Raw genomic sequence first — 17,771 nt, 5'->3', positions numbered from 1 at the left:
GGTCACCGGTAGAGCTGCGCTTCGTCGCGCAGGTAGTTGTCGAGCGTACCGTTGCCGCCCTTGCCGGTGATGTCGACCAACTCGACGTAGATATTCTTCCCGTCCTTGATAGGCTCGGTGATGAAGAAGCTGCCGAACCTCCTCACGGGAATCCCCGTCTGGCGGCCGCTGAAATTCGTGCCCGAAGCCTGAAGCGCATTGCAGTCCAGGATTGCGCCGTAAAGCAACCGGCGGTCAGGCGTCGAGATCGGGGTGCCTGCCGCCGCAGGCGGGATACCCGTTTCGCCACCGACTGAAGGATCCTGATAGATGTTGTTGTCGATCTCGTAGCGATACACCTCATAACGGGTCGGGAGATTGGCGCCGGTTCCCGATAGAGCCGCTGGCACGGCACGTGTGGGATGATTGGCGGCCCAATAGCGCGCGAAATTCCAGTCACCGTCGCCCATGCGGCCGCCCATCATGGTGCAGTTGCCGGCGATCTGGCACGAATCGCGCTCAAGCCCGACACCCTTTGTCGGGTCTGTTTCGTAGTCGACCTTGTTGCTCGCGACGAACTGGCTGCCGTTCGTGGCACCCTTGCGCACATTGACCCCAGGTCCGTCCGAGTAGTTCGACGAATCGATGCCGAAGCGCGAGTTGATGCCATTCTCTACAGGCCCGGCATTCTGTCCCGGCTCCGTATCGACGCCGTCCCGCGAATAGCAATTCTGCGGCTTGGAGTCGGCGAGCATCTTTTCGAGTTGATTGGCACCATTGCCAAATGGCGAAGCCAGGAAAGCGAAGTTGCCGGGAAAGTAAGATCCGTCGCCGCGCAGCACGATCTGGCGGCGACGGTATTGCCGGGTTTGTGCCGCCTGTTCCAGCGTGACGCCGCCGGTGATGGATGTGTCCTCATATGGGTTGCACATGAAAACGGGCGTGTAATCGCAGACGCCCGACGTGAACCCGGCAGTCGCCCGGGCTGCAACGTTGAAGCTGTTACTGGCCGAATTGCCCGTCAGAAACGACGCCGGGAATATTGCGGCGAAACCGGTCGGCGCCACCTTCACTTCAACGAACGCGGTTTCATCTTCGCCGATGGACTGCGTTGCATTGGCATAATTTGCGCTGGTGACCGGAGTTCCGTCCGACACGGGCAAGCTCTTGAGGAAACACCACGAAATGTTGCCGGCGCTGTTGCATTGTGCGGTGCCGCCCGGTTGCCCGGAAGTCAAAGTGAACCGGCCATTGGTGCCAACGGTCGAGAATGCGGCCTGGTTGGCAACAAGTGTCGCCATGGCGCGTTCGGCTCTGGCCCATGAACCCGGCAAGCCATCAAGCTCGGCGGCTCCAGCCAACGCAAAGGCATCCGCCGCCTTTTGCAAATCATTGTGGAGATTATTGGCCCGGCTCATGTCGATCGCCAGCAGGGAAAAGCCGATGATCGCCGGCAGCGTAACGCTGACGAGGAGCAGCGCTATTCCCCTCTGATCGTGCCAGAACGCGCGAATGGTTCGCAGCATGGCCTTACTCTTTGCTCCCTGACGCCGGGTTCCTCGTTTGGCCTGGCGCGCTGAAACCGCATCCTTCCGTTTCAGTTACGGCGTCGTCACACCCGACCCCGCCCCGCCGACATTGACCGTGATGGCAGGCGGTGGCGGCGGCGGTGGTGGAAATTTGTAGTTGTTGGCAACAGCGGCTGCGCGCGCACCATCGCCTCCTATGTGTGTATTCCTGGAGGCCGGGTTAAACGGATCGACTGTCTGCAGCAGCGAATTGTGCTTCTGCGAGTCGCCCGCGGCCAAGGTCACCGAATCGTAGTGATTCAGATAGTCCGCTGCACAGCCCGTCAGCAGGCCGGTGGATAGAATGAGGATCAAGGCGCTATTTCTTGACATAGAGCATCTTGTCCTTCGATTTGAAGTTGAGCATATGGCCATAGGGGCCAGTGACGCCGTCGCCGGTTTCATATTTTCGGATCATGTCCTTGTTCACTTCGAGCTGGCCGAGCACGAAGAATTCCGGGTCGTTGGCGGGCCGTGTCTTGTCGAAGGGCGTTGCCAGCTGTTCGCCGGGCTTTACCGGCCGCACAAGATGCGGCGTGACGATGACGACCAGTTCGGTTTCTTCCTTCTGGTTGCTTGAACTGCGAAACAATGTCCCGATAACCGGCACCTGGCCGAGCCATGGCACCTGGTCCTGGAGCTTGCTGGTCTTGCTCGACAGAAGCCCGCCGACCGCGAAGCTCTGGCCGTCGCGTAATTCGACGACGGTTTCCAGCTTGCGGTTGGTGAAGATCGGATCGCCGGCGCTGGTGAAACCGGTCAGGTCGCTGACCTCCGGCGCCAGCCGCATGTGGATCTTGCCGTCGTCGAGTACGACCGGCGTGAACACCAGATTGACGCCGAATTGCTTGTACGTGATGAATATCTGGCCATCCTTGTCGAGACTGCGGATAGGCACTTCGCCGCCGGCGTTGAAGCTGGCTTCCTCGCCGGAAAGCGTGGTGAGGTTGGGGTTCGCGAGCATGCGCACCGCGCCCTTGGACTCCAGCGCCTCGATGATCAGATCGACCTTGATGTTGTTGTCGATAACGCGGGTGATCAGGGCTCCGAAGGGACTGGAGTTCGACAGAAGTCCGCTGAGCAGGTTGCCCGGTCCGAGCACCACGTTGTCTTCGTCGACGGCAGCAACACCAGTACCCGTACGGGTCGTGCCTCTGCTGTTGGTGCTCTTGATTGACACGCCGAGGTCGCGGCCGGTGTTGCGCTTGGCTTCCAGCACGCGCACTTCCAAATTGACCTGCTGGCTGTCGTCGACGATGACGGAATTGATGATGGCGTCGGGACCATATTGCTGCGCAACCGCCATGATCGCCGCCAGCGTGGCACCGTCCTTGACATGACCGCCAAGCCTGACCCTGCCGTTGACCGAGGCAACTTCGATGCGCGACTTTGGCGCCACCTGGCGGATCGCCTGCGCCATGTCGCTGACGTCGACGCCGACCTCGATCTGGATGACGCCGAGCGAGCGCTTTTCAGGTGAGAACAGATTAACCGTGGTGGTGCCGGCACCCTTGCCGATGACATAGAGCGTGCGGTCGGTCATCGGCTGCGCGTCGGCGATTTTTTCGTCACCGACGACGATATCGCCAAGGGTGGCGTTCACCGCGATCGTCACCGACTGCGACATCGGCAGGAAAACACGATGAACGCTGGGGTTCGACACATCGATGAAGCGGTCTGCGGCATCGGCCACCAGACTCCACGTTGGTAGCGTCGCGAAACAGGACAGCGCGACCGCAGCCAACCTCACCCAAAACCCCTGCATCCCCGTCTCCCCGATTGCTGCCGATGGCAGCCCCATCTTATTAGTTGCAGCGTATCATGGTTGTCGCGGCACGTCATATGTCTCGAGCTTCACCCCTCGAAAAACGCCCACGGTGGCATGCGACGGCGGCTCAGGTGTGACATATTTGACGACTTCCCGGGCTTCCGGCGCGGAGGCCACGGCCGGAGTCGGCTTGACCTTGCCCAACTCGTCGAGCTTGCTTCCCACCCGGTCCACGGCCTGTGCCAATCCTGCGATCTTGTCGTCGGCGCGCTTCTGCGCATCTTCCGCGCGCTGACGTTCGGCTGCCGCAGCCGCGTCGGCCGCGGCCTGTCTGGCGAGTTCGGCTTGCTTTTTGGCGACGTCGGCCGGCATTTCGCCGGTCAGGTCGGAAAGCGTCACCCGCTCCGTCGTTTCGCCCTTGCTGGCGGCGGCCTGGCGAAGTGCCAGCGACAATTGGCCGGCACCCGCTGCCAGCGTCAGCTTCTGCGCGTCCTTGGTGCTGGCCTCGAGCGTGACCGATTTGACGACGGTCGGGCTGTCCTTGCTTTCGTCGGCCACCTGGTCGACGGCGAGCACCTTCATGCCCTGCAGCAGCACGTCGACAAAACTCTGGTCCGTGCCGTCACTGTCACGCACGGTGCGCGTCAGCAGCACATCGACCCGGTCTCCCGGGAAGACGAAGCCGGCGACACCAAGCACGTCGTTGACGCGAATGGAAACTGCCTTCATGCCTTCGCCAAGCACCGCCGAAAGCGTGGCGCGCTGGCCCGGGCCGGTGATCTTGCTTGCGAGAACCGGTTCGTTGACGCCGATCGACTGCAACGCCTGCTTGGAGCCTCCGCCAGGGGGGACGTCCTTCGTCAGGAGTTCTTCCGTTGTCCTGAAGGCGCCGGCCGGAACCGCGCCCGCCGGCCATGCGACTTCGCGCAACTTGTCGGCAGACAGGGTGTCGCCGAACTTCAGCGCCACCGCGGCCACAACGACGGTATCGCGCTGGATATCGTTTGTCTGCGCAAGCGCGCTGCGCTGATTGGCCAGCCAGATATTGGCGAGCACCACGGCAAGCACGCCGAACACGCCGGCGAGGACGATCATGATGACGGTATTTGCGCGCATAACCCCAACCCACTCAATCGACTACGTGCCCCCCAAGGGTCGCCTGTCTCTGGTTGAAAAAGAGGCCGGCCCAAGCATTTGCGCCCAGGCCTGCCGGGTATCACTAAGCAGCGGCGGTAAGTGTCGAGTTAAGCGTTGTCCACTGCCCGCCGACCCATGTACCGACCAACACAACGGTCGCTATTACGGCCACCGTGATGATGCCGAGCAAGACGGTATATTCGACCATAGCAGCGCCGTTCTCATCATCGCGGAACTGCCTGGCCATAGTCATGAACTTACTCATGCCAATCACTCCCTTTGGAGATTTAAACGCGACGAGACGAGCTGAGGATGACATCCATACTCAAGCATCCCCCGTCCCCCTCAAGTCGACCGGCAACACGCGAACCACAACACTGAGAAAGATCACTATTTCAGTATTTGCGCGCATGCTGACTGCCAACCAACTGATATGCACCCAGACGGCGTCTACCTTCTGGTGAGAACGGCGGGCCTAAGCCTTTTCAGTTCAGGCCCGCCAGAGAACTACGCCGTAGCAGCCGTAAGAGCGCTATTCAGCGCGGTCCATCTGCCGCCGACCCAGGTGCCGACCAGCACCACCGTCGCGATGACTGCTACCGTGATGATGCCGAGCAGCACCGTGTATTCGACCATGGCAGCGCCGTTTTCGTCGTCGCGGAACTGCCGGGTCATCGTCATGAGCTTCTTCATGTCAATTTCTCCCTTTGGAGGTTTGAACCCGACGAGACAGAGCCAAGGATGAACCCCATACCCAAGCATCCCCCGTCATCTCGATCCTAGGTCCCGAGAAATTGCAGAGTCAAACGGGATTAACGGTTCCTTAACTTCCCAATACATGAACCTTCGAGTTGAGCGCGGCCTTAAATTTCAGCAACACCTTGATTCGTCTAATTTTTCAAGCGCTCTTAACCATTCGTTCACAATTATGTCCTCTTGCTAATTGAGTTATCCTTATTTTAGCAACATGGCATATTCCTTTATATCTAAGGGGTTATAGCCAATTATGGGATGGGTGTCGGTGCTTGAGCGCGCAAGGGACTCGGGCGCTCCGAGGTATGGTGCTCCACTGATGGTTGACGGCGTGGAGGCCGGAAGCAAAAACGATATTTGCTAGCGCCGCTTCTTAACTATGTTGAAAGTATTGCCCGGGCGTGAGGCGTCCCGGCGCTTGTGCGACGCTTGGTTAACGTTTAGTTTCCGCTAATGTGCGCTGGAGGGGTATAAGGGATTATGCTGGGGCGGTTCATCAAGGGTGGCGAGACGCGGATCGAGCCAAAGCAGGAGCCGATGGCGGTCCTCCAAGTTGCCGGCGGCGCCCCGCCCGTTGCCGATCTCGAACCGCATGGCGACGAGTTCCTGGCGCTGAAAGTCGATCTGCATCGACATCTGATTGACCGGTTCAATCTCGCGTCGCTCGAAACTGCGTCGAAGGACGAGATCCTGAACGAAATTCGTCCCATCGTGCGCGAGTTCGTGCGCGGTCGCAACGTTCCGCTGAACGCGCGCGAGCTCGATCAGCTGACCAGCGACACGGCCGACGAAATGCTTGGTCTGGGGCCGATCGAGCCATTGCTGAAAGACGATTCGATTGCCGACATTCTGATCAACACCCACAAGCGTGTCTTCATCGAGCGATATGGCGTGATTGAGGAAACCGCGATCCGCTTCCGCGACGAGGCCCATCTGTTGCGCGTCATCAACAAGATCGTCTCGGCGATCGGCCGGCGTGTCGACGAATCGGCACCGATGGTCGATGCCCGGCTGGCGGACGGCTCACGTGTTAACATCGCGGTGCGGCCGATCTCAGTGGACGGCCCGCTGGTCTCCATCCGCAAATTTTCCAAGAACCCTTATTCTCTCGAACGTCTGATGGCGTTCAACTCGATCCGGCAGCCGATGGTCGATCTGCTGCGCATCGCGGTACAGTCACGCAAATCGATCCTGGTTTCCGGCGGCACCGGCAGCGGCAAGACGACCTTGCTCAACGCGTTGTCGAGCTACATCCCGGCCAGGGAACGCCTCATCACCATCGAGGATGCGGCGGAACTGCAGCTGCAGCAGCCGCATGTCGGACGGCTGGAGACGCGCCCGCCCAATGTCGAGGGCAGGGGCGAGGTTCGGCAGCGCGAACTGCTGAAGAACGCATTGCGCATGCGACCGGACCGCATCATCGTCGGCGAGGTGCGCGGCGAGGAAGCGTTCGACATGCTGCAGGCCATGAACACCGGCCATGAGGGTTCGATGACCACCATCCACGCCAACACACCGCGCGATGCGATCTCGCGGCTTGAGCAGATGGTCGGCATGGCCGGCATGCCGATGACCAATGATTCCATCCGCGCGCAAATCGCCTCGGCCATCGATATCATCGTACAGACACAACGACTCTCGGACGGCGGCCGGCGCGTCACTTCCATATCGGAACTGACCGGCATGGAAGGCAATGTTGTCCAGCTTCAGGAAATCTATCACTTTGTCCGCCGCGATGTCCGCGCCGACGGCGCGATTGTCGGTGAATTTCGCGCCACCGGTGTTCGCCCACGGTTTGCCACAGAGGCCGCGGCGATGGGGTACCATTTCGCAAAAGATGCGTTCAATCCGCAGGTCCCACTTTGATGCCGACCGGTCAGACCCTCCTCTACTTCATCTATGTGCTGGCGGCGGCGTCGGTCATTCTTGCCGCCGAGTCTTTCTTTCTTTCATTCGCCGGACGGCGAGCGCGGGCAGGCATCATAAATCGACGCTTGCAGCGGCTGGGAGAAGAAAAGCCTGCCGAGCAGAGTCTGCAGGGGCTGCTGCAGGAACGCGGATTGACGGCGTCGGGGGACTTCATCTTCGGCGCAATCGCGCTCAACCGGCTCTATACGCAATCCGGCATCACCGGCAATCCACTGGCTTTCCTGGCAGTTTTCCTTCTCGCCGGCCTCGTGCTGGCGCTCATTTTACCGTTGCTTCTGCACTTGTCCGCCATTGTCGCCGTCATCGTCTTCCTGATTGTCGGATTTGCCCTGCCGATTCTCGTTTTGCGAAGGGCTCGGAACAAACGCATCAATAAATTTGCACTCCAGCTTCCCGATGCACTCGATATGATCGTGCGTTCTCTTCGCGCCGGTCATCCAACCACCGTCGCGATCGGGCTTGTGGCGCGTGAAATGCCTGATCCGCTCGGCACTGAATTCGGCATTGTTTCTGACGAAATCAGTTTTGGCCTCAGTCTGGAGCAGGCAGTTCGAAAATTGTCGGAGCGGGTCGGCTTCGAGGGTCTGCATCTGCTGTCGGTTTCCCTTTCCATCCAGGCCAAGACGGGCGGCAATCTCACCGAGATACTGTCGAATCTGTCGACAGTATTGCGCGAACGCCGGAAACTGCGCATGAAGATCAGGGCGCTTTCCGCCGAAGGTCGCATGTCCGCCTGGATAATCTCGTTGTTTCCGCTTCTGATGCTTGGCGTGCTGTCGATCGCCGCTCCGAGCTTTTACGGTGACGTCTGGGGCAACCCGATCGTCATGCCGGTATTCGTGATCTTTGGGTCGTGGGCTTTGTTGGGCGACTTCATAATGTACCGAATGGTCAATTTCGATTTCTAGTGGCGGGCATGGACGTGTTTAGCAATCTGGGGAATTCGGCCACGCTGCTCTCTCTCGCCATCTTCCTGGCGGCGGTAGCCTTTTTTCTGCTGGCCGCCTTTATCCTCATCCCGGTGTTCCAGACGAGAAAGCTGGTTGCTCAAACCCTCATGTCCGAGGGGATCACCAGTCGCCGATCGCTCTATGCCCAGCAGGAGCTCAACAGGATTTCCGCGCAGAGGCCGGTCGATGCCTATTTCCGCGGCCTGGAAAAGGAACGCGGTGAGCCGAATGCACTGGAAGCGAAACTGTTCCGGGCGGGATTCTATCAGTCAAGCGCACCAGTCATTTACACGCTCTCTCGCCTCGGCGCCGTCTGTATCGGCTTCCTGGCCTGTTATGCCCTTCTGTCGCGGGTGTTGCCGCCGCAATTGCCGGGGCTCGTGGCATTTGCAGCTTCAGCCTTGATCGGGCTTGGCTGCCTTGTCATTCCCAGCATCGCTCTCGACCGCTTCGAGAGCCGGCAAAAGCAGGTCTACCGGCGCGGTTTTCCCGATTTCATGGACATGATGATCACCTGCGCCGACGCCGGGATGAGCCTTGAGGCCGCCGTGGAGCGCGTTGGCGCTGAACTGGCTGGCACACACAAATGGCTGGGTATTCAGCTGTCGATCGTGACCTTGCAGTTGCGTGCGGGCAAACCGTTGCGCGAGGCTTTGCGCGAACTGGCCGACCGCATCGGGCTTGACGAGGCGCGCGCCCTGGCCGTTCTGTTTCGCCAATCGGAAGAATTGGGCACCAGTCTTACCGACGCCCTGCGCATTTACAGCGACGAAATGCGCAACCAGAGAATCATGAGCGCCGAGGAACGTGCCAACGCGCTGCCGGTCAAGATGATGATACCGCTCGGCCTCTGCATCTTTCCGGTTGTGATGATGGTCGTGATGTTGCCGGTGCTCATTCGCATGAAGGGCATTTTCTTCTAAATGTTTATATGCTTTGGTTCTAAAACGGAGTCGGGGGACTCTTGGGAGACAAAATGACAGGGCCAATGCGCCTCGCAGCCGTAGCCGCAGCCAGTCTTTTGATGGCGCTTGCCGGTTGCCAAACGAAAGGTGCGGACAGCACCGATGGTGTCGTGCGCACCAACGAGCCGTCGAAAGGCGACGTCACGTCCTTTGGCGATGCCTTCGACGGGCTGAAGACAGTCGGCAACGTCGAGTACTACGCCTCGGACCAGGCCGTGGCCGAAGCCACGAACCAGTTTCGGGCGGAAAATTACGGCAACGCCGGCGCGCTGTTCTTCAAGGCGACGCAACTGGCCCCCAATGACGGTGGCGCCTGGATGGGTTTAGCCGCCTCCTGCGACCGCATCCATCGATTCGATCTCGCCGACCGGGCCTATGGCAGAGCCTTCAAGCTGGTTGGCGCGTCACCCGAATATTACAACAATGTCGGTTATTCCTATTTGCTGCGCGGCAAGCTGCAGGATGCCCGCGCGAGTTTCCTGAAGGCCTATGAATTGGCGCCCAACGATCCGACGGTCGCCAACAATCTGAAGCTACTGTCGTCAAGCGTGCAGAACATCGAGCGCTAACATGCTGCTTGTCGAAGTGCTGTTGCTGAAAGCGCTTGCCATCCCTTTGCTCGCAAGGATTGCATGGCTGGACTTCACGACACAGAAGATAGCCAATCGCGACGCGCTGCTGCTGCTCTGCCTTGGGGCGGGGTCGCTGCTGCTTTTGTCGCTTCAGTCCGGATCGTGGTGGGACATGGGGCTGAGCGCCATCGCCGCGCTTGTGCTGTTCGTGGGGCTCTTTCCGTTCTGGGTTCTGCGAAAGGTCGGCGCAGGCGATGTCAAGCTGATGGCAGTCGTGCCGTTTCTGGTCGGTGGAAATGATCTTGTCGGGTTTTCCATCTTGCTGCTGTTGTTCGCCCTCGCCACGGCCATGGTTGTGAAGAATCCATTCTTGCTCCCACAAGGCGCCTTCCGCGTCTACGTGCAACACCTTGACCGCAAAGGTGTTGTCCCGTTTGGCGTACCTATCTCTGTGGCGTCGATTTGCATAATCGCCTTGCAGGTCGGATACGGCTTTGTCGTCCCCGGCTCTCCATCGATGTGAACAATTGACGGGCGCTGGGCTACCCGCGCGCTTCGGGCGTCGGCTTGGCGACGGCATCCGCTGTATTCCGGCCCTGTTGAGTCCCGCGCACGAACGGGTAGCCGTGCTGGCCGACATAATTCGTCGGGATCGGCTCATCGACACCATATTTCTCGGGCATTCTGGAGCCTGGAATATGGAAAGTGCCGAACAACGCATCGATGATGGCCAAGTGACTGGCGAAGTTCTTGTCGTAGGCGTCGCGTTGATCGGCATGATGCCAGTGGTGGAACTGGGGGCTTGCGATCACCCATTTGAGCGGCCCGAAGTTCATCCTGACGTTGGCATGTAGAAGCAACGCATGCCCGGTAGCGATGACGAAGTATACCGCAATGGCTTCCAACGAAAATCCCAGAAAGAATACAGGCAGAAGCGAGACAGCCTTGGTGATGATCTGGTCGACCGGATGCGCCCGGAAAGCAACCATCCAGTCCAACTCCTCGATGCCGTGATGGATGGCGTGGAATCTCCAGAGCGCCGGGATGGCATGAAACGCTCGGTGGGAAGCGTAGACACCGAGATCGGCCAGGATGATGATCTCTATGACCTGGAGCCATGTCGCCTGACCGCTCACCGTCATCGTTACCTTCTCAGGTACCAAAGATGCCGAGACGCCCATTGCCCCTGCCGCCATAAGAAAAATGCAGATCTTGAGGAAAGCGCCGTTGACCAGCGCGTAGATCACATCGGTGCCGAGACCTTTGCGGAATATCTTCTGTTGCGTCCGCAGGGCGAGGAAGTGCTCCAGCGGTACGAAGATCAGGGCGCAAATGAGCAGCGTTTTCAGACCAAAGAGGTCCATCGGCTCCATCTCGCAATGTCATTTACCAGAGGGAGTGAACCACTTCATGGCCCCTCACACAAGGCAATGGTTTCCAAACAGTTAGCCGGTGCGCCGTGACCTTCTGGCCGGGAGGCTTTGACGACCTGATGACACATCTCGATTGGCGGCCGTTTTGGCCGTTAACGCTCTGGAAACCATTTGCTTGTCGGCGCACGCGAGGAATGCTTCAGTGCTGCTTTGCAGGGGGGGCAAAATGTTGAATGAAGATTTTCTTGGCCGGATCGCGATCGTCTGTATCATGACGGTTCTGGCGGTTCTCAGCGCGATTCCTCTATTCGCCTATTTCCATCAGAACGCATCGGGAAATTCGTTGGCCGTCGTCAATCAGGTCTTGGCGACTGTTATGTCCGGCCTGCAGGTTTTCCTGACGATCGGTCGCCTTCCGCCAAAAGGAACCGCGCAGGGAATCGAACCAAGGGTCACTTCTGTAGCCGGAACTTTTCTGATCATCGTTGCAATGTTTGTGACCCCGGCATTGGAAAGCGAGGCAGTGCAAATGGCGGCGCTGTGCTTGATTTTCATCGGCATGGTGGGCTCCGTGTTTTGCCTCTACTGGCTCGGCCGTTCTTTCTCCATCATGGCTACGGCCCGGCAGCTGGTTACCTCTGGCCCATATTCCATTGTTCGCCATCCGCTTTACATCTGCGAGGCGACATTCGTTCTCGGAATGATCCTTTCGCACTTGTCGGTGTTGATGGCGGCGTTAGGCGCGGTCCAATTTCTTCTGCAGTATCGACGTGCACGGAACGAGGAAGGCATCCTTCGACAGACATTCCCTGAATATGATGAATATGCTCGGCGCGTCCCAATGCTTCTGCCGCGGCTCTTTCATGCAGCCACGGTTTCCGGTCGGTCATAGATCAAATGGCTACTTACGCACCCCGGGAAGCAGTTTTACGCTTTGCCCGGTGGTGAGATGGGCGCGACTGTTCCTATCAGAGGCATTATCGTTTGCGGCTCACAACTTCTACTACGTGGGCGGTGGTGGCTGGCGCGATCAGTTTCGGGCCGTGACGACTGGATCTCTGACCGAAGCGATTGAACATCGCCAAGAGCGGCTTCTCAAATCTGATGTGGATGCGCCAGCCGAAAAGCACGCAGGCCGCCGTGGTGACCAGGATAATGAGATCGGGCTGAATGGGGTAGGCCATCCACAACTGCAGCATTGCCGAGGCGATCAGCGTGTGCGTGAGGTAGAGCGAATAGGACGCGTCGCCTTGCTCGGTCCAGACACTCGGCTTCGCCTTGATCTGCATTGTTCCATAGACGATCAGCGCTGCGGGTAGGCCATAGACGAGTACGCGCCGGAAGCCATCTGTCCCAATGAGAAAATCGAGAGTGCCGCCGCTGGGCGCGATTCCGAACGGGCCGGCCATCACTAGCGCAAGGGCGCCGAGCGGGATGCCCAAGAGGCCAGCCCGCCGCGCTGGCGCATTGGCGATGACGACACCCATCAGAAATTCAAGGATGATGGGGTTGCCAAGGAACTGGAAAGCCGGGCCGAAGGGGCGGAGCGGCATCGCCGCGCCATAGAGGCCGATCAGCACGTAAATCGATCGGCGATTCAAGAGGACCAGGGTTGCAGCTGCATAGAACAGCATCTCGAAACACAACGTCCACGCGACCGGCAAAAGCGGCTCGGTCATGACGCCGGTTGCCGGCCAAAAGAGGAACGTGGCAACGAGGCTGCGCCAGCCGAAACCCGTCTTCGCCGCGATCAGCAGCGTAGGGATACAGACCAGAAAGTAGATCGGCACGACGCGCCGCCAGCGCCGCCAGGCGAACTCACGCCAGCTCAAACCTGCTCCTATCCGCGTGATGATGACGCCCGAGATGACAAAGAAGATGTCGACGCCGGCGCGGCCGACAAGCTGCACATCTTGCGGCAGCAGTCCGTTCGATCCTGTCGCGACCGCCGCGATCTCGGCCGAATGGACGTAGACCACCAGCAGCGCCGCGACGAAGCGAAGGATCTGCAGCGACCAGATCACAGCAGCACCTGCGCCACCGGCTCAGCCAAGATGGCAGCTGCCACTCTCAAAGCCCATCTCAGACGCTCTGGTGGTGCTCTGCTCAGGACCTGCCTCAAGGAGCGCGTTTCAGTCCACGCTAATGAACCATCACTTCGGCCGCCGTGCAAGGTGATCGTCGTTGCGATGTTTTTCACCCCTGCATTGGAAAACGAGGCCGTGCAAATGGTGGCGCTCGGGTCGATTTTTGTTCGTATGGTTAGCTCGGTGTTTTGTCTCTACTGGCTCCGACGCTACGAGGCAGTATTCATTGTTGGAGCGATCCTTTCGCGTTTTTCAGCGTTGATGGTGGCGCTAGGCGCGGTCCAGTTTCTTCTGCAACACCGGCGCGCACGGAACGAGGAAGGCATCCTTCGACAGACATTCCCCGAATATGAAGAATACGCTCGGCGCGTCCCAATGCTTCTGCCGAGGTTCTTTCATGTAATAATATTTCGGCGCATTCGCGTTGTTTTCAACCGTCAACATTGCGTCGACCACATGGTGCACCGGCGTCATCATGGTGCTCTTCTCGGCGGCGGTCGGATCGATCAGCTTCGGGCCAGGATCCTCCGTGCCAATTCTTGTTGATTTGCGCTAGTCAAGATGGCGACGCCGACGATGGCTGTGACCGCCACGACACCTCCACCGATGACATCGACTAGGTAATGGCCGCCTTCCGGCACCGTCGACACAATCATAACCGCATTGACCAAGGCAATCGGGATCAGCAAGGGGGTCCTTCGCATAGCATAGGTGATGATGATCCCGAGAGTAGTGTGGAATGAGGGAAAGCATGTGATTCCAACTGTATTTGAGATCAAGAAGTTGAAAGGCGCCCCGGAACGCAGCGCATCGACCGTGGCGGCATGGGAGAGGCCGGCATTCGTGAAGTGGTCGAATAGGGAAGGCGCCGGGCGGAAATAGAGGTAGGGGCCGTCCACCGGGACGGCGGCCATGATGATCGCGGTCAACACCGACGATGCAAACAGGATAGCAATGAACTCAAGCAGCCGGAGCCGCGCATTTGTGACAGCATGCCAGAGCACCACCATCGGCAACTGATAGGTGAGTGCCTCGTAGCAGAACACCAAAACTGCTGCAATCTTCGGGTGGGAATTGGCATAGCCGAGCGCCAAGGGCCAGTCGAAGTCAAGTGTCTTGTCTCCGGCGACGAGCAGCCAGTCGAGGCGAGGTCTGGTTGTCGATGCGGCAAGATACATGAACAGGCAGCTGACAATCGACATCGGGATGAATACCGCCATGAAGATCGCGATGTTTTCGAAGGTAGCGCCGGCACCCTTCCATACTCGGGAAAGTCGAGACTGGCTTCGGGTTGCCATCAGGGCAGCAAATTTTCCGGCACCCCAATAAGCGCCAGCGATCGAACAAGCGATGATCAGTTCGACACCATTATAGGAATCGATCGTGATGTTGCTGACTGATAGCCAGAGTAAGTCGGCCAGAACAAACGTGCAGATGGACAGGCCGATGATTTGCGCATATCGGCGTACCCCCGGAGCTTCGTAAGCCAGCATCCACTACCCCCGTGGGCGGACAATATTCGAAATTTCAGAGAACTGCAAAACCTGCTAACAAGCGAACTTAGTTCTTAAACACGTCCCGCCGCTGGTTGGATGCGATCGACGGCCTATCTACTCGCGACGACGTTCCGATCACAGGGGGAGGAGGCATCATGGCACTTCACCTTTCGGCGGATACCCCGGCTTCAGTCGCCCCGCAAAAATATCTCTTTGGCCCGTTCATCGACTTCTTCATGCTTGGCGGAAGCGCGCTTTTCATCCTGCCGGTCCTGTATTTCCTGCCGCTGCGGTATGAAGCCAGCGTGACGCTGACGATGTTCTTGCTCTCGCACCTCATAAACCAGCCGCATTTCGGTCATTCGTACCAGATCTTCTATCGCAATTTCGCGCGCAAGGTGCGCGGTCAGGGTTACGGCCGGAGCCTTCAGATCCGCTATATCCTCGCGGGCATTGTCGTCCCGCTGGCGATGATTGCCTTCTTTGCCTATGGCGCGCTGACGGGCAACGCCCGCCTGCTCGGCAATGCGACAAACGCGATGGGCTTTTTCGTCGGCTGGCATTACGTCAAGCAGGGTTACGGCATGCTGATGGTGGATGCCGTGCTGAAGCGCAAATTCTTCAGTGATCAGGACAAGAAGGTGTTGCTGTTCAACGGCTACGCCGTGTGGCTGTTCGCCTGGCTTCAGACGAATGTGGTGATCACCCAAAGGCAGTTCTGGGGTCTGGACTATTACACCTTCGCGGTGCCGCCATGGCTCATCACCATCGCCATGTCGATCGCCGCCGCCTCCTCGGCGGCAACGGCCGTTATGTTCATCAACCGCTGGCGCAAACATGGTGGCGCGCTGCCCTATAACGGCGTCGTCGCCTACGTCGTGTCCCTCTATGCCTGGATCCTGTTCGTGACGCTGAACCCGCTCTGGCTGCTCGTCGTGCCGGCGATGCATTCGTTGCAGTATCTGGCCGTGGTCTGGCGCTACCAGACCAATGTCGAGCGCGACCGCGCGGATGCCGTCGAGAGGCCGGCATTGAAGGCCCTGTCCGTTCTTGGACCGCTGTACAGGCTGCGCGTGCTGGCGTTCGTGGTCTTCGGTGCAATCCTCGGAGCGCTCGGTTTCTGGCTGGTGCCGATGGCGCTGACGGCCATGGTTCCCTACGACAAGGCCGTGCTCGGCTCGTCGCTCTTCCTCTTCATCGCCTGGATCTTCATCAACGTGCACCACTACTTCCTGGACAATGTCATGTGGCGGCGCGGCAATCCGGAAGTCTCGAAATATCTGTTCCGCTGAAGCGGTCGATTGAAGTCATTCCGGGGCGGGGAAGGTTCGTTCCTGGCGCGAACACGATTCGTTAACCAAGATGCTGTTCATCGACAGGACGAGTTCGAAGGACGGATGCCCGCCTTGCTGGCGAAGCCTGCGTGTCCAGCGTTTGAAAAGAAGGCTCCGCTTGCGGCGAAGTCGTCAAATCGCCCGAAACAAGAACAATGTGCAAGGCATGAACGTGACTGAAAGCGAACAGAACGCGTCCGGCGCCTGCCATCGTTGGACATGGTTGCCGGCCATTGCCGTCGCCTTGCTTTGCCTGTGCGTCACCGGTGCGTTCGCAGAGACGCGCGCCTTGAAGATCCAGCATCTGCATACCGGCGAGAAGGCGGAGATCGTCTTCAAGCGCAACGGGCGCTACGATCAGGCGGGATTGAAGAAGATCAGTTTCATGCTGCGCGACTGGCGCCGCAACGAGCCGACCAGGATGGATCCGCGCCTGCTCGACCTCGTCTGGCAGGCCTACCGCGCCAGCGGCTCGACCGGCTATATCCATGTCGTCAGCGCCTATCGCTCGCCGGCGACCAACGCCATGCTGCGCAGCCGCTCTAAGGGCGTGGCCCGGGAGAGCCAGCACATGGTCGGCCGTGCCATGGACTTCTTCCTGCCGGATGTGCCGCTGAAAAGGCTGCGCGACATCGGCCTCAGGATGCAGGGCGGCGGCGTCGGTTATTATCCGACCTCCGGTTCGCCTTTCATTCACATGGATGTCGGCAATGTGCGGCATTGGCCGGGCATCAGCCGCCAGGAACTTGCCAGGGTCTTCCCGAACGGCAACACACTGCATGTGCCGAGCGACGGCAGGCCGCTGCCCGGCTATGACCAGGCGCTTGCCGCCTACAAATCGCGCAAGGCCGCCGGCACGCCCAACATCGAACTGGCAAGCGCCGATGGCGGCCAGCGCAAGTCGCGCGGCCTGCTGGCGACGCTTCTGGGCGGGCGCGGCGCCGACGAGTCCGAGGATATCGCCGAAGCAGCGCCCGCGCCACGCAAACCGGCCAAGTCCGTTGAACCCAAGACCGCGGGGCAAGGCATCGCCACCGTGCCGCCGCAGGAGGCCCAGCGGGCGGACATCCAGATGGCTTCCGCCGGTGCGGCCGAAGAACCGCTCGCCGAGCAGAAGGGCAAGTCGCCGGAAGCGATCGTCATGGCCATGGCGCCCAGCGCGGTGCCGTTGCCCGCCTTCGCCCCGCGCGCCGTCGCCACGGCCAGCATTGCGACCCCGCAAAACGCAACGTTGGCGATGGCCAGCGCGTCCACGGCGCGGGCCGAACTCTCCGTGCCCAAGCCGGTGGTGGCCAATGCCGAAATGCCCTTGGGCAAGACGGATGCCGCGAGCGCCGCGCCGGACATGGTGGCGCTCAACATCCCGTTGCCGACATGGCGGCCGCGGAATGAGGCAAGCGCGATGCGTCAGCCGGAAGCGGTCAAATCCGCCGATGCCGTCGCTGCATTGCTGGCCATGCACCACCCCGATACCGTCCTTGATGGATCGGCCGCTCAGCAGGTTGCCGTCCCGGCACCGAAACCCGAGGATCGTGTCAGGACCAGCCCCAAGGCCGATCGTGTCCAACCACGCCTCGATACCGAGGCCACCGCCGTGATTGCGCCCGTGGCGGGACGCGGCATCCCCGGAGGAACCGGCGCGGCAGCAGCGCCCATCATTGCAGCCAATTTCATCCGCACGGCGCCGGAGCAGGTCTATCTCGACGGGTTTCAGCCGCGGGGACAGACGTCGGATCACCGCCGCTTCACCGGCTCCGCGGTGAAATTCCTGCCCATCGCCAGTTTCAAATAGGGGGCGAACGCTCCCGAGCGGATGCCATCACGTCGCCATGGCATTGGCGAGACGCGGTGTGCCAATAT

General features: G+C 59.7%; 18 protein-coding genes. 8 read left to right on the top strand and 10 right to left on the bottom strand.

Annotated elements, in window-relative coordinates:
* Positions 1–2: 2 nt before the first annotated feature.
* The 6 genes from CK226_RS28960 to CK226_RS28935 all read right to left on the bottom strand — a co-directional run bounded on the left by CK226_RS28960 (position 3) and on the right by CK226_RS28935 (position 5,145).
* The gene (locus tag CK226_RS28960) at positions 3–1,505 is read right to left on the bottom strand and encodes a pilus assembly protein TadG-related protein (protein WP_095793672.1); all 1,503 of its coding nucleotides are present in this window, start codon (positions 1,503–1,505) and stop codon (positions 3–5) included.
* Positions 1,506–1,580: 75 nt separating this feature from the next.
* A complete protein-coding gene (locus tag CK226_RS28955; protein ID WP_245437874.1) occupies positions 1,581–1,862 on the bottom strand; it encodes a hypothetical protein in 282 nt (93 codons plus the stop codon).
* Between the two features lie 4 nt (positions 1,863–1,866).
* On the bottom strand, positions 1,867–3,312 hold the full coding sequence (locus tag CK226_RS28950; protein ID WP_095793670.1) for a type II and III secretion system protein family protein: 1,446 nt from the start codon (positions 3,310–3,312) through the stop codon (positions 1,867–1,869).
* A gap of 54 nt (positions 3,313–3,366) precedes the next feature.
* A complete protein-coding gene (cpaB, locus tag CK226_RS28945; protein WP_095793669.1) occupies positions 3,367–4,431 on the bottom strand; it encodes a Flp pilus assembly protein CpaB in 1,065 nt (354 codons plus the stop codon).
* 103 nt (positions 4,432–4,534) lie between these two features.
* On the bottom strand, positions 4,535–4,717 hold the full coding sequence (locus CK226_RS28940) for a Flp family type IVb pilin (RefSeq protein ID WP_095793668.1): 183 nt from the start codon (positions 4,715–4,717) through the stop codon (positions 4,535–4,537).
* Between the two features lie 242 nt (positions 4,718–4,959).
* Positions 4,960–5,145, bottom strand: coding sequence for a Flp family type IVb pilin (locus CK226_RS28935; RefSeq protein ID WP_095793667.1), 186 nt, complete (start codon positions 5,143–5,145; stop codon positions 4,960–4,962).
* 540 nt (positions 5,146–5,685) lie between these two features.
* Here CK226_RS28935 and CK226_RS28930 point away from each other — a divergent pair.
* The 5 genes from CK226_RS28930 to CK226_RS28910 are packed head-to-tail and all read left to right on the top strand — an operon-like array spanning position 5,686 to position 10,144.
* Entirely contained in the window at positions 5,686–7,071 is a 1,386-nt protein-coding gene (locus CK226_RS28930) for a CpaF family protein (RefSeq protein ID WP_095793666.1), read from the top strand.
* Positions 7,071–8,042 (top strand): type II secretion system F family protein, encoded by a 972-nt coding sequence (locus CK226_RS28925; RefSeq protein ID WP_095793665.1) that lies wholly within the window; start codon positions 7,071–7,073, stop codon positions 8,040–8,042. The genes CK226_RS28930 and CK226_RS28925 overlap by 1 nt, the downstream gene beginning before the upstream one ends.
* Positions 8,043–8,050: 8 nt before the next feature.
* Entirely contained in the window at positions 8,051–9,007 is a 957-nt protein-coding gene (locus tag CK226_RS28920) for a type II secretion system F family protein (protein ID WP_179301148.1), read from the top strand.
* 53 nt (positions 9,008–9,060) lie between these two features.
* Positions 9,061–9,618 (top strand): tetratricopeptide repeat protein, encoded by a 558-nt coding sequence (locus tag CK226_RS28915; protein WP_179301147.1) that lies wholly within the window; start codon positions 9,061–9,063, stop codon positions 9,616–9,618.
* A gap of 1 nt (position 9,619) precedes the next feature.
* Positions 9,620–10,144: a prepilin peptidase gene (locus CK226_RS28910; RefSeq protein ID WP_095793663.1), complete on the top strand. Its 525-nt coding sequence runs from the start codon at positions 9,620–9,622 to the stop codon at positions 10,142–10,144.
* A 19-nt stretch (positions 10,145–10,163) separates the two neighbouring features.
* Here the strand turns inward: CK226_RS28910 and CK226_RS28905 are convergent, their stop codons facing one another.
* The gene (locus CK226_RS28905) at positions 10,164–10,994 is read right to left on the bottom strand and encodes a sterol desaturase family protein (RefSeq protein ID WP_095793662.1); all 831 of its coding nucleotides are present in this window, start codon (positions 10,992–10,994) and stop codon (positions 10,164–10,166) included.
* A gap of 226 nt (positions 10,995–11,220) precedes the next feature.
* Between CK226_RS28905 and CK226_RS28900 the strand changes: the two genes are divergently transcribed.
* On the top strand, positions 11,221–11,886 hold the full coding sequence (locus CK226_RS28900; protein ID WP_095793661.1) for an isoprenylcysteine carboxylmethyltransferase family protein: 666 nt from the start codon (positions 11,221–11,223) through the stop codon (positions 11,884–11,886).
* Positions 11,887–11,971: 85 nt separating this feature from the next.
* Here CK226_RS28900 and CK226_RS28895 read toward each other — a convergent pair whose 3' ends face one another.
* From CK226_RS28895 to CK226_RS28885, 3 genes are all read right to left on the bottom strand, one after another.
* Complete coding sequence (locus CK226_RS28895) at positions 11,972–13,018, bottom strand: acyltransferase (RefSeq protein ID WP_095793660.1); 1,047 nt, start codon at positions 13,016–13,018, stop codon at positions 11,972–11,974.
* Positions 13,019–13,351: 333 nt separating this feature from the next.
* Positions 13,352–13,558, bottom strand: a complete 207-nt coding sequence (locus CK226_RS35165) for a hypothetical protein (protein ID WP_179301146.1) — start codon at positions 13,556–13,558, stop codon at positions 13,352–13,354.
* A 29-nt stretch (positions 13,559–13,587) separates the two neighbouring features.
* Positions 13,588–14,574, bottom strand: a complete 987-nt coding sequence (locus CK226_RS28885; RefSeq protein ID WP_095793659.1) for a phosphatase PAP2 family protein — start codon at positions 14,572–14,574, stop codon at positions 13,588–13,590.
* 158 nt (positions 14,575–14,732) lie between these two features.
* Here CK226_RS28885 and CK226_RS28880 point away from each other — a divergent pair, with 158 nt between their 5' ends.
* Both CK226_RS28880 and CK226_RS28875 read left to right on the top strand, forming a co-directional pair.
* Positions 14,733–15,869 carry a hypothetical protein gene (locus tag CK226_RS28880; RefSeq protein ID WP_095793658.1) on the top strand — a complete coding sequence of 379 codons (1,137 nt, stop codon included), beginning with the start codon at positions 14,733–14,735 and terminating at the stop codon, positions 15,867–15,869.
* Between the two features lie 208 nt (positions 15,870–16,077).
* Positions 16,078–17,703 carry a DUF882 domain-containing protein gene (locus CK226_RS28875; RefSeq protein ID WP_095793657.1) on the top strand — a complete coding sequence of 542 codons (1,626 nt, stop codon included), beginning with the start codon at positions 16,078–16,080 and terminating at the stop codon, positions 17,701–17,703.
* Positions 17,704–17,771 lie beyond the last annotated feature (68 nt).

Origin of the sequence: Mesorhizobium sp. WSM4311, assembly GCF_002295115.1 — a bacterium.
Lineage (GTDB): Bacteria > Pseudomonadota > Alphaproteobacteria > Rhizobiales > Rhizobiaceae > Mesorhizobium.
The sequence above is the reverse complement of the archived record's forward strand: the minus strand, read 5'-3'. Positions and strand labels throughout refer to the sequence as shown.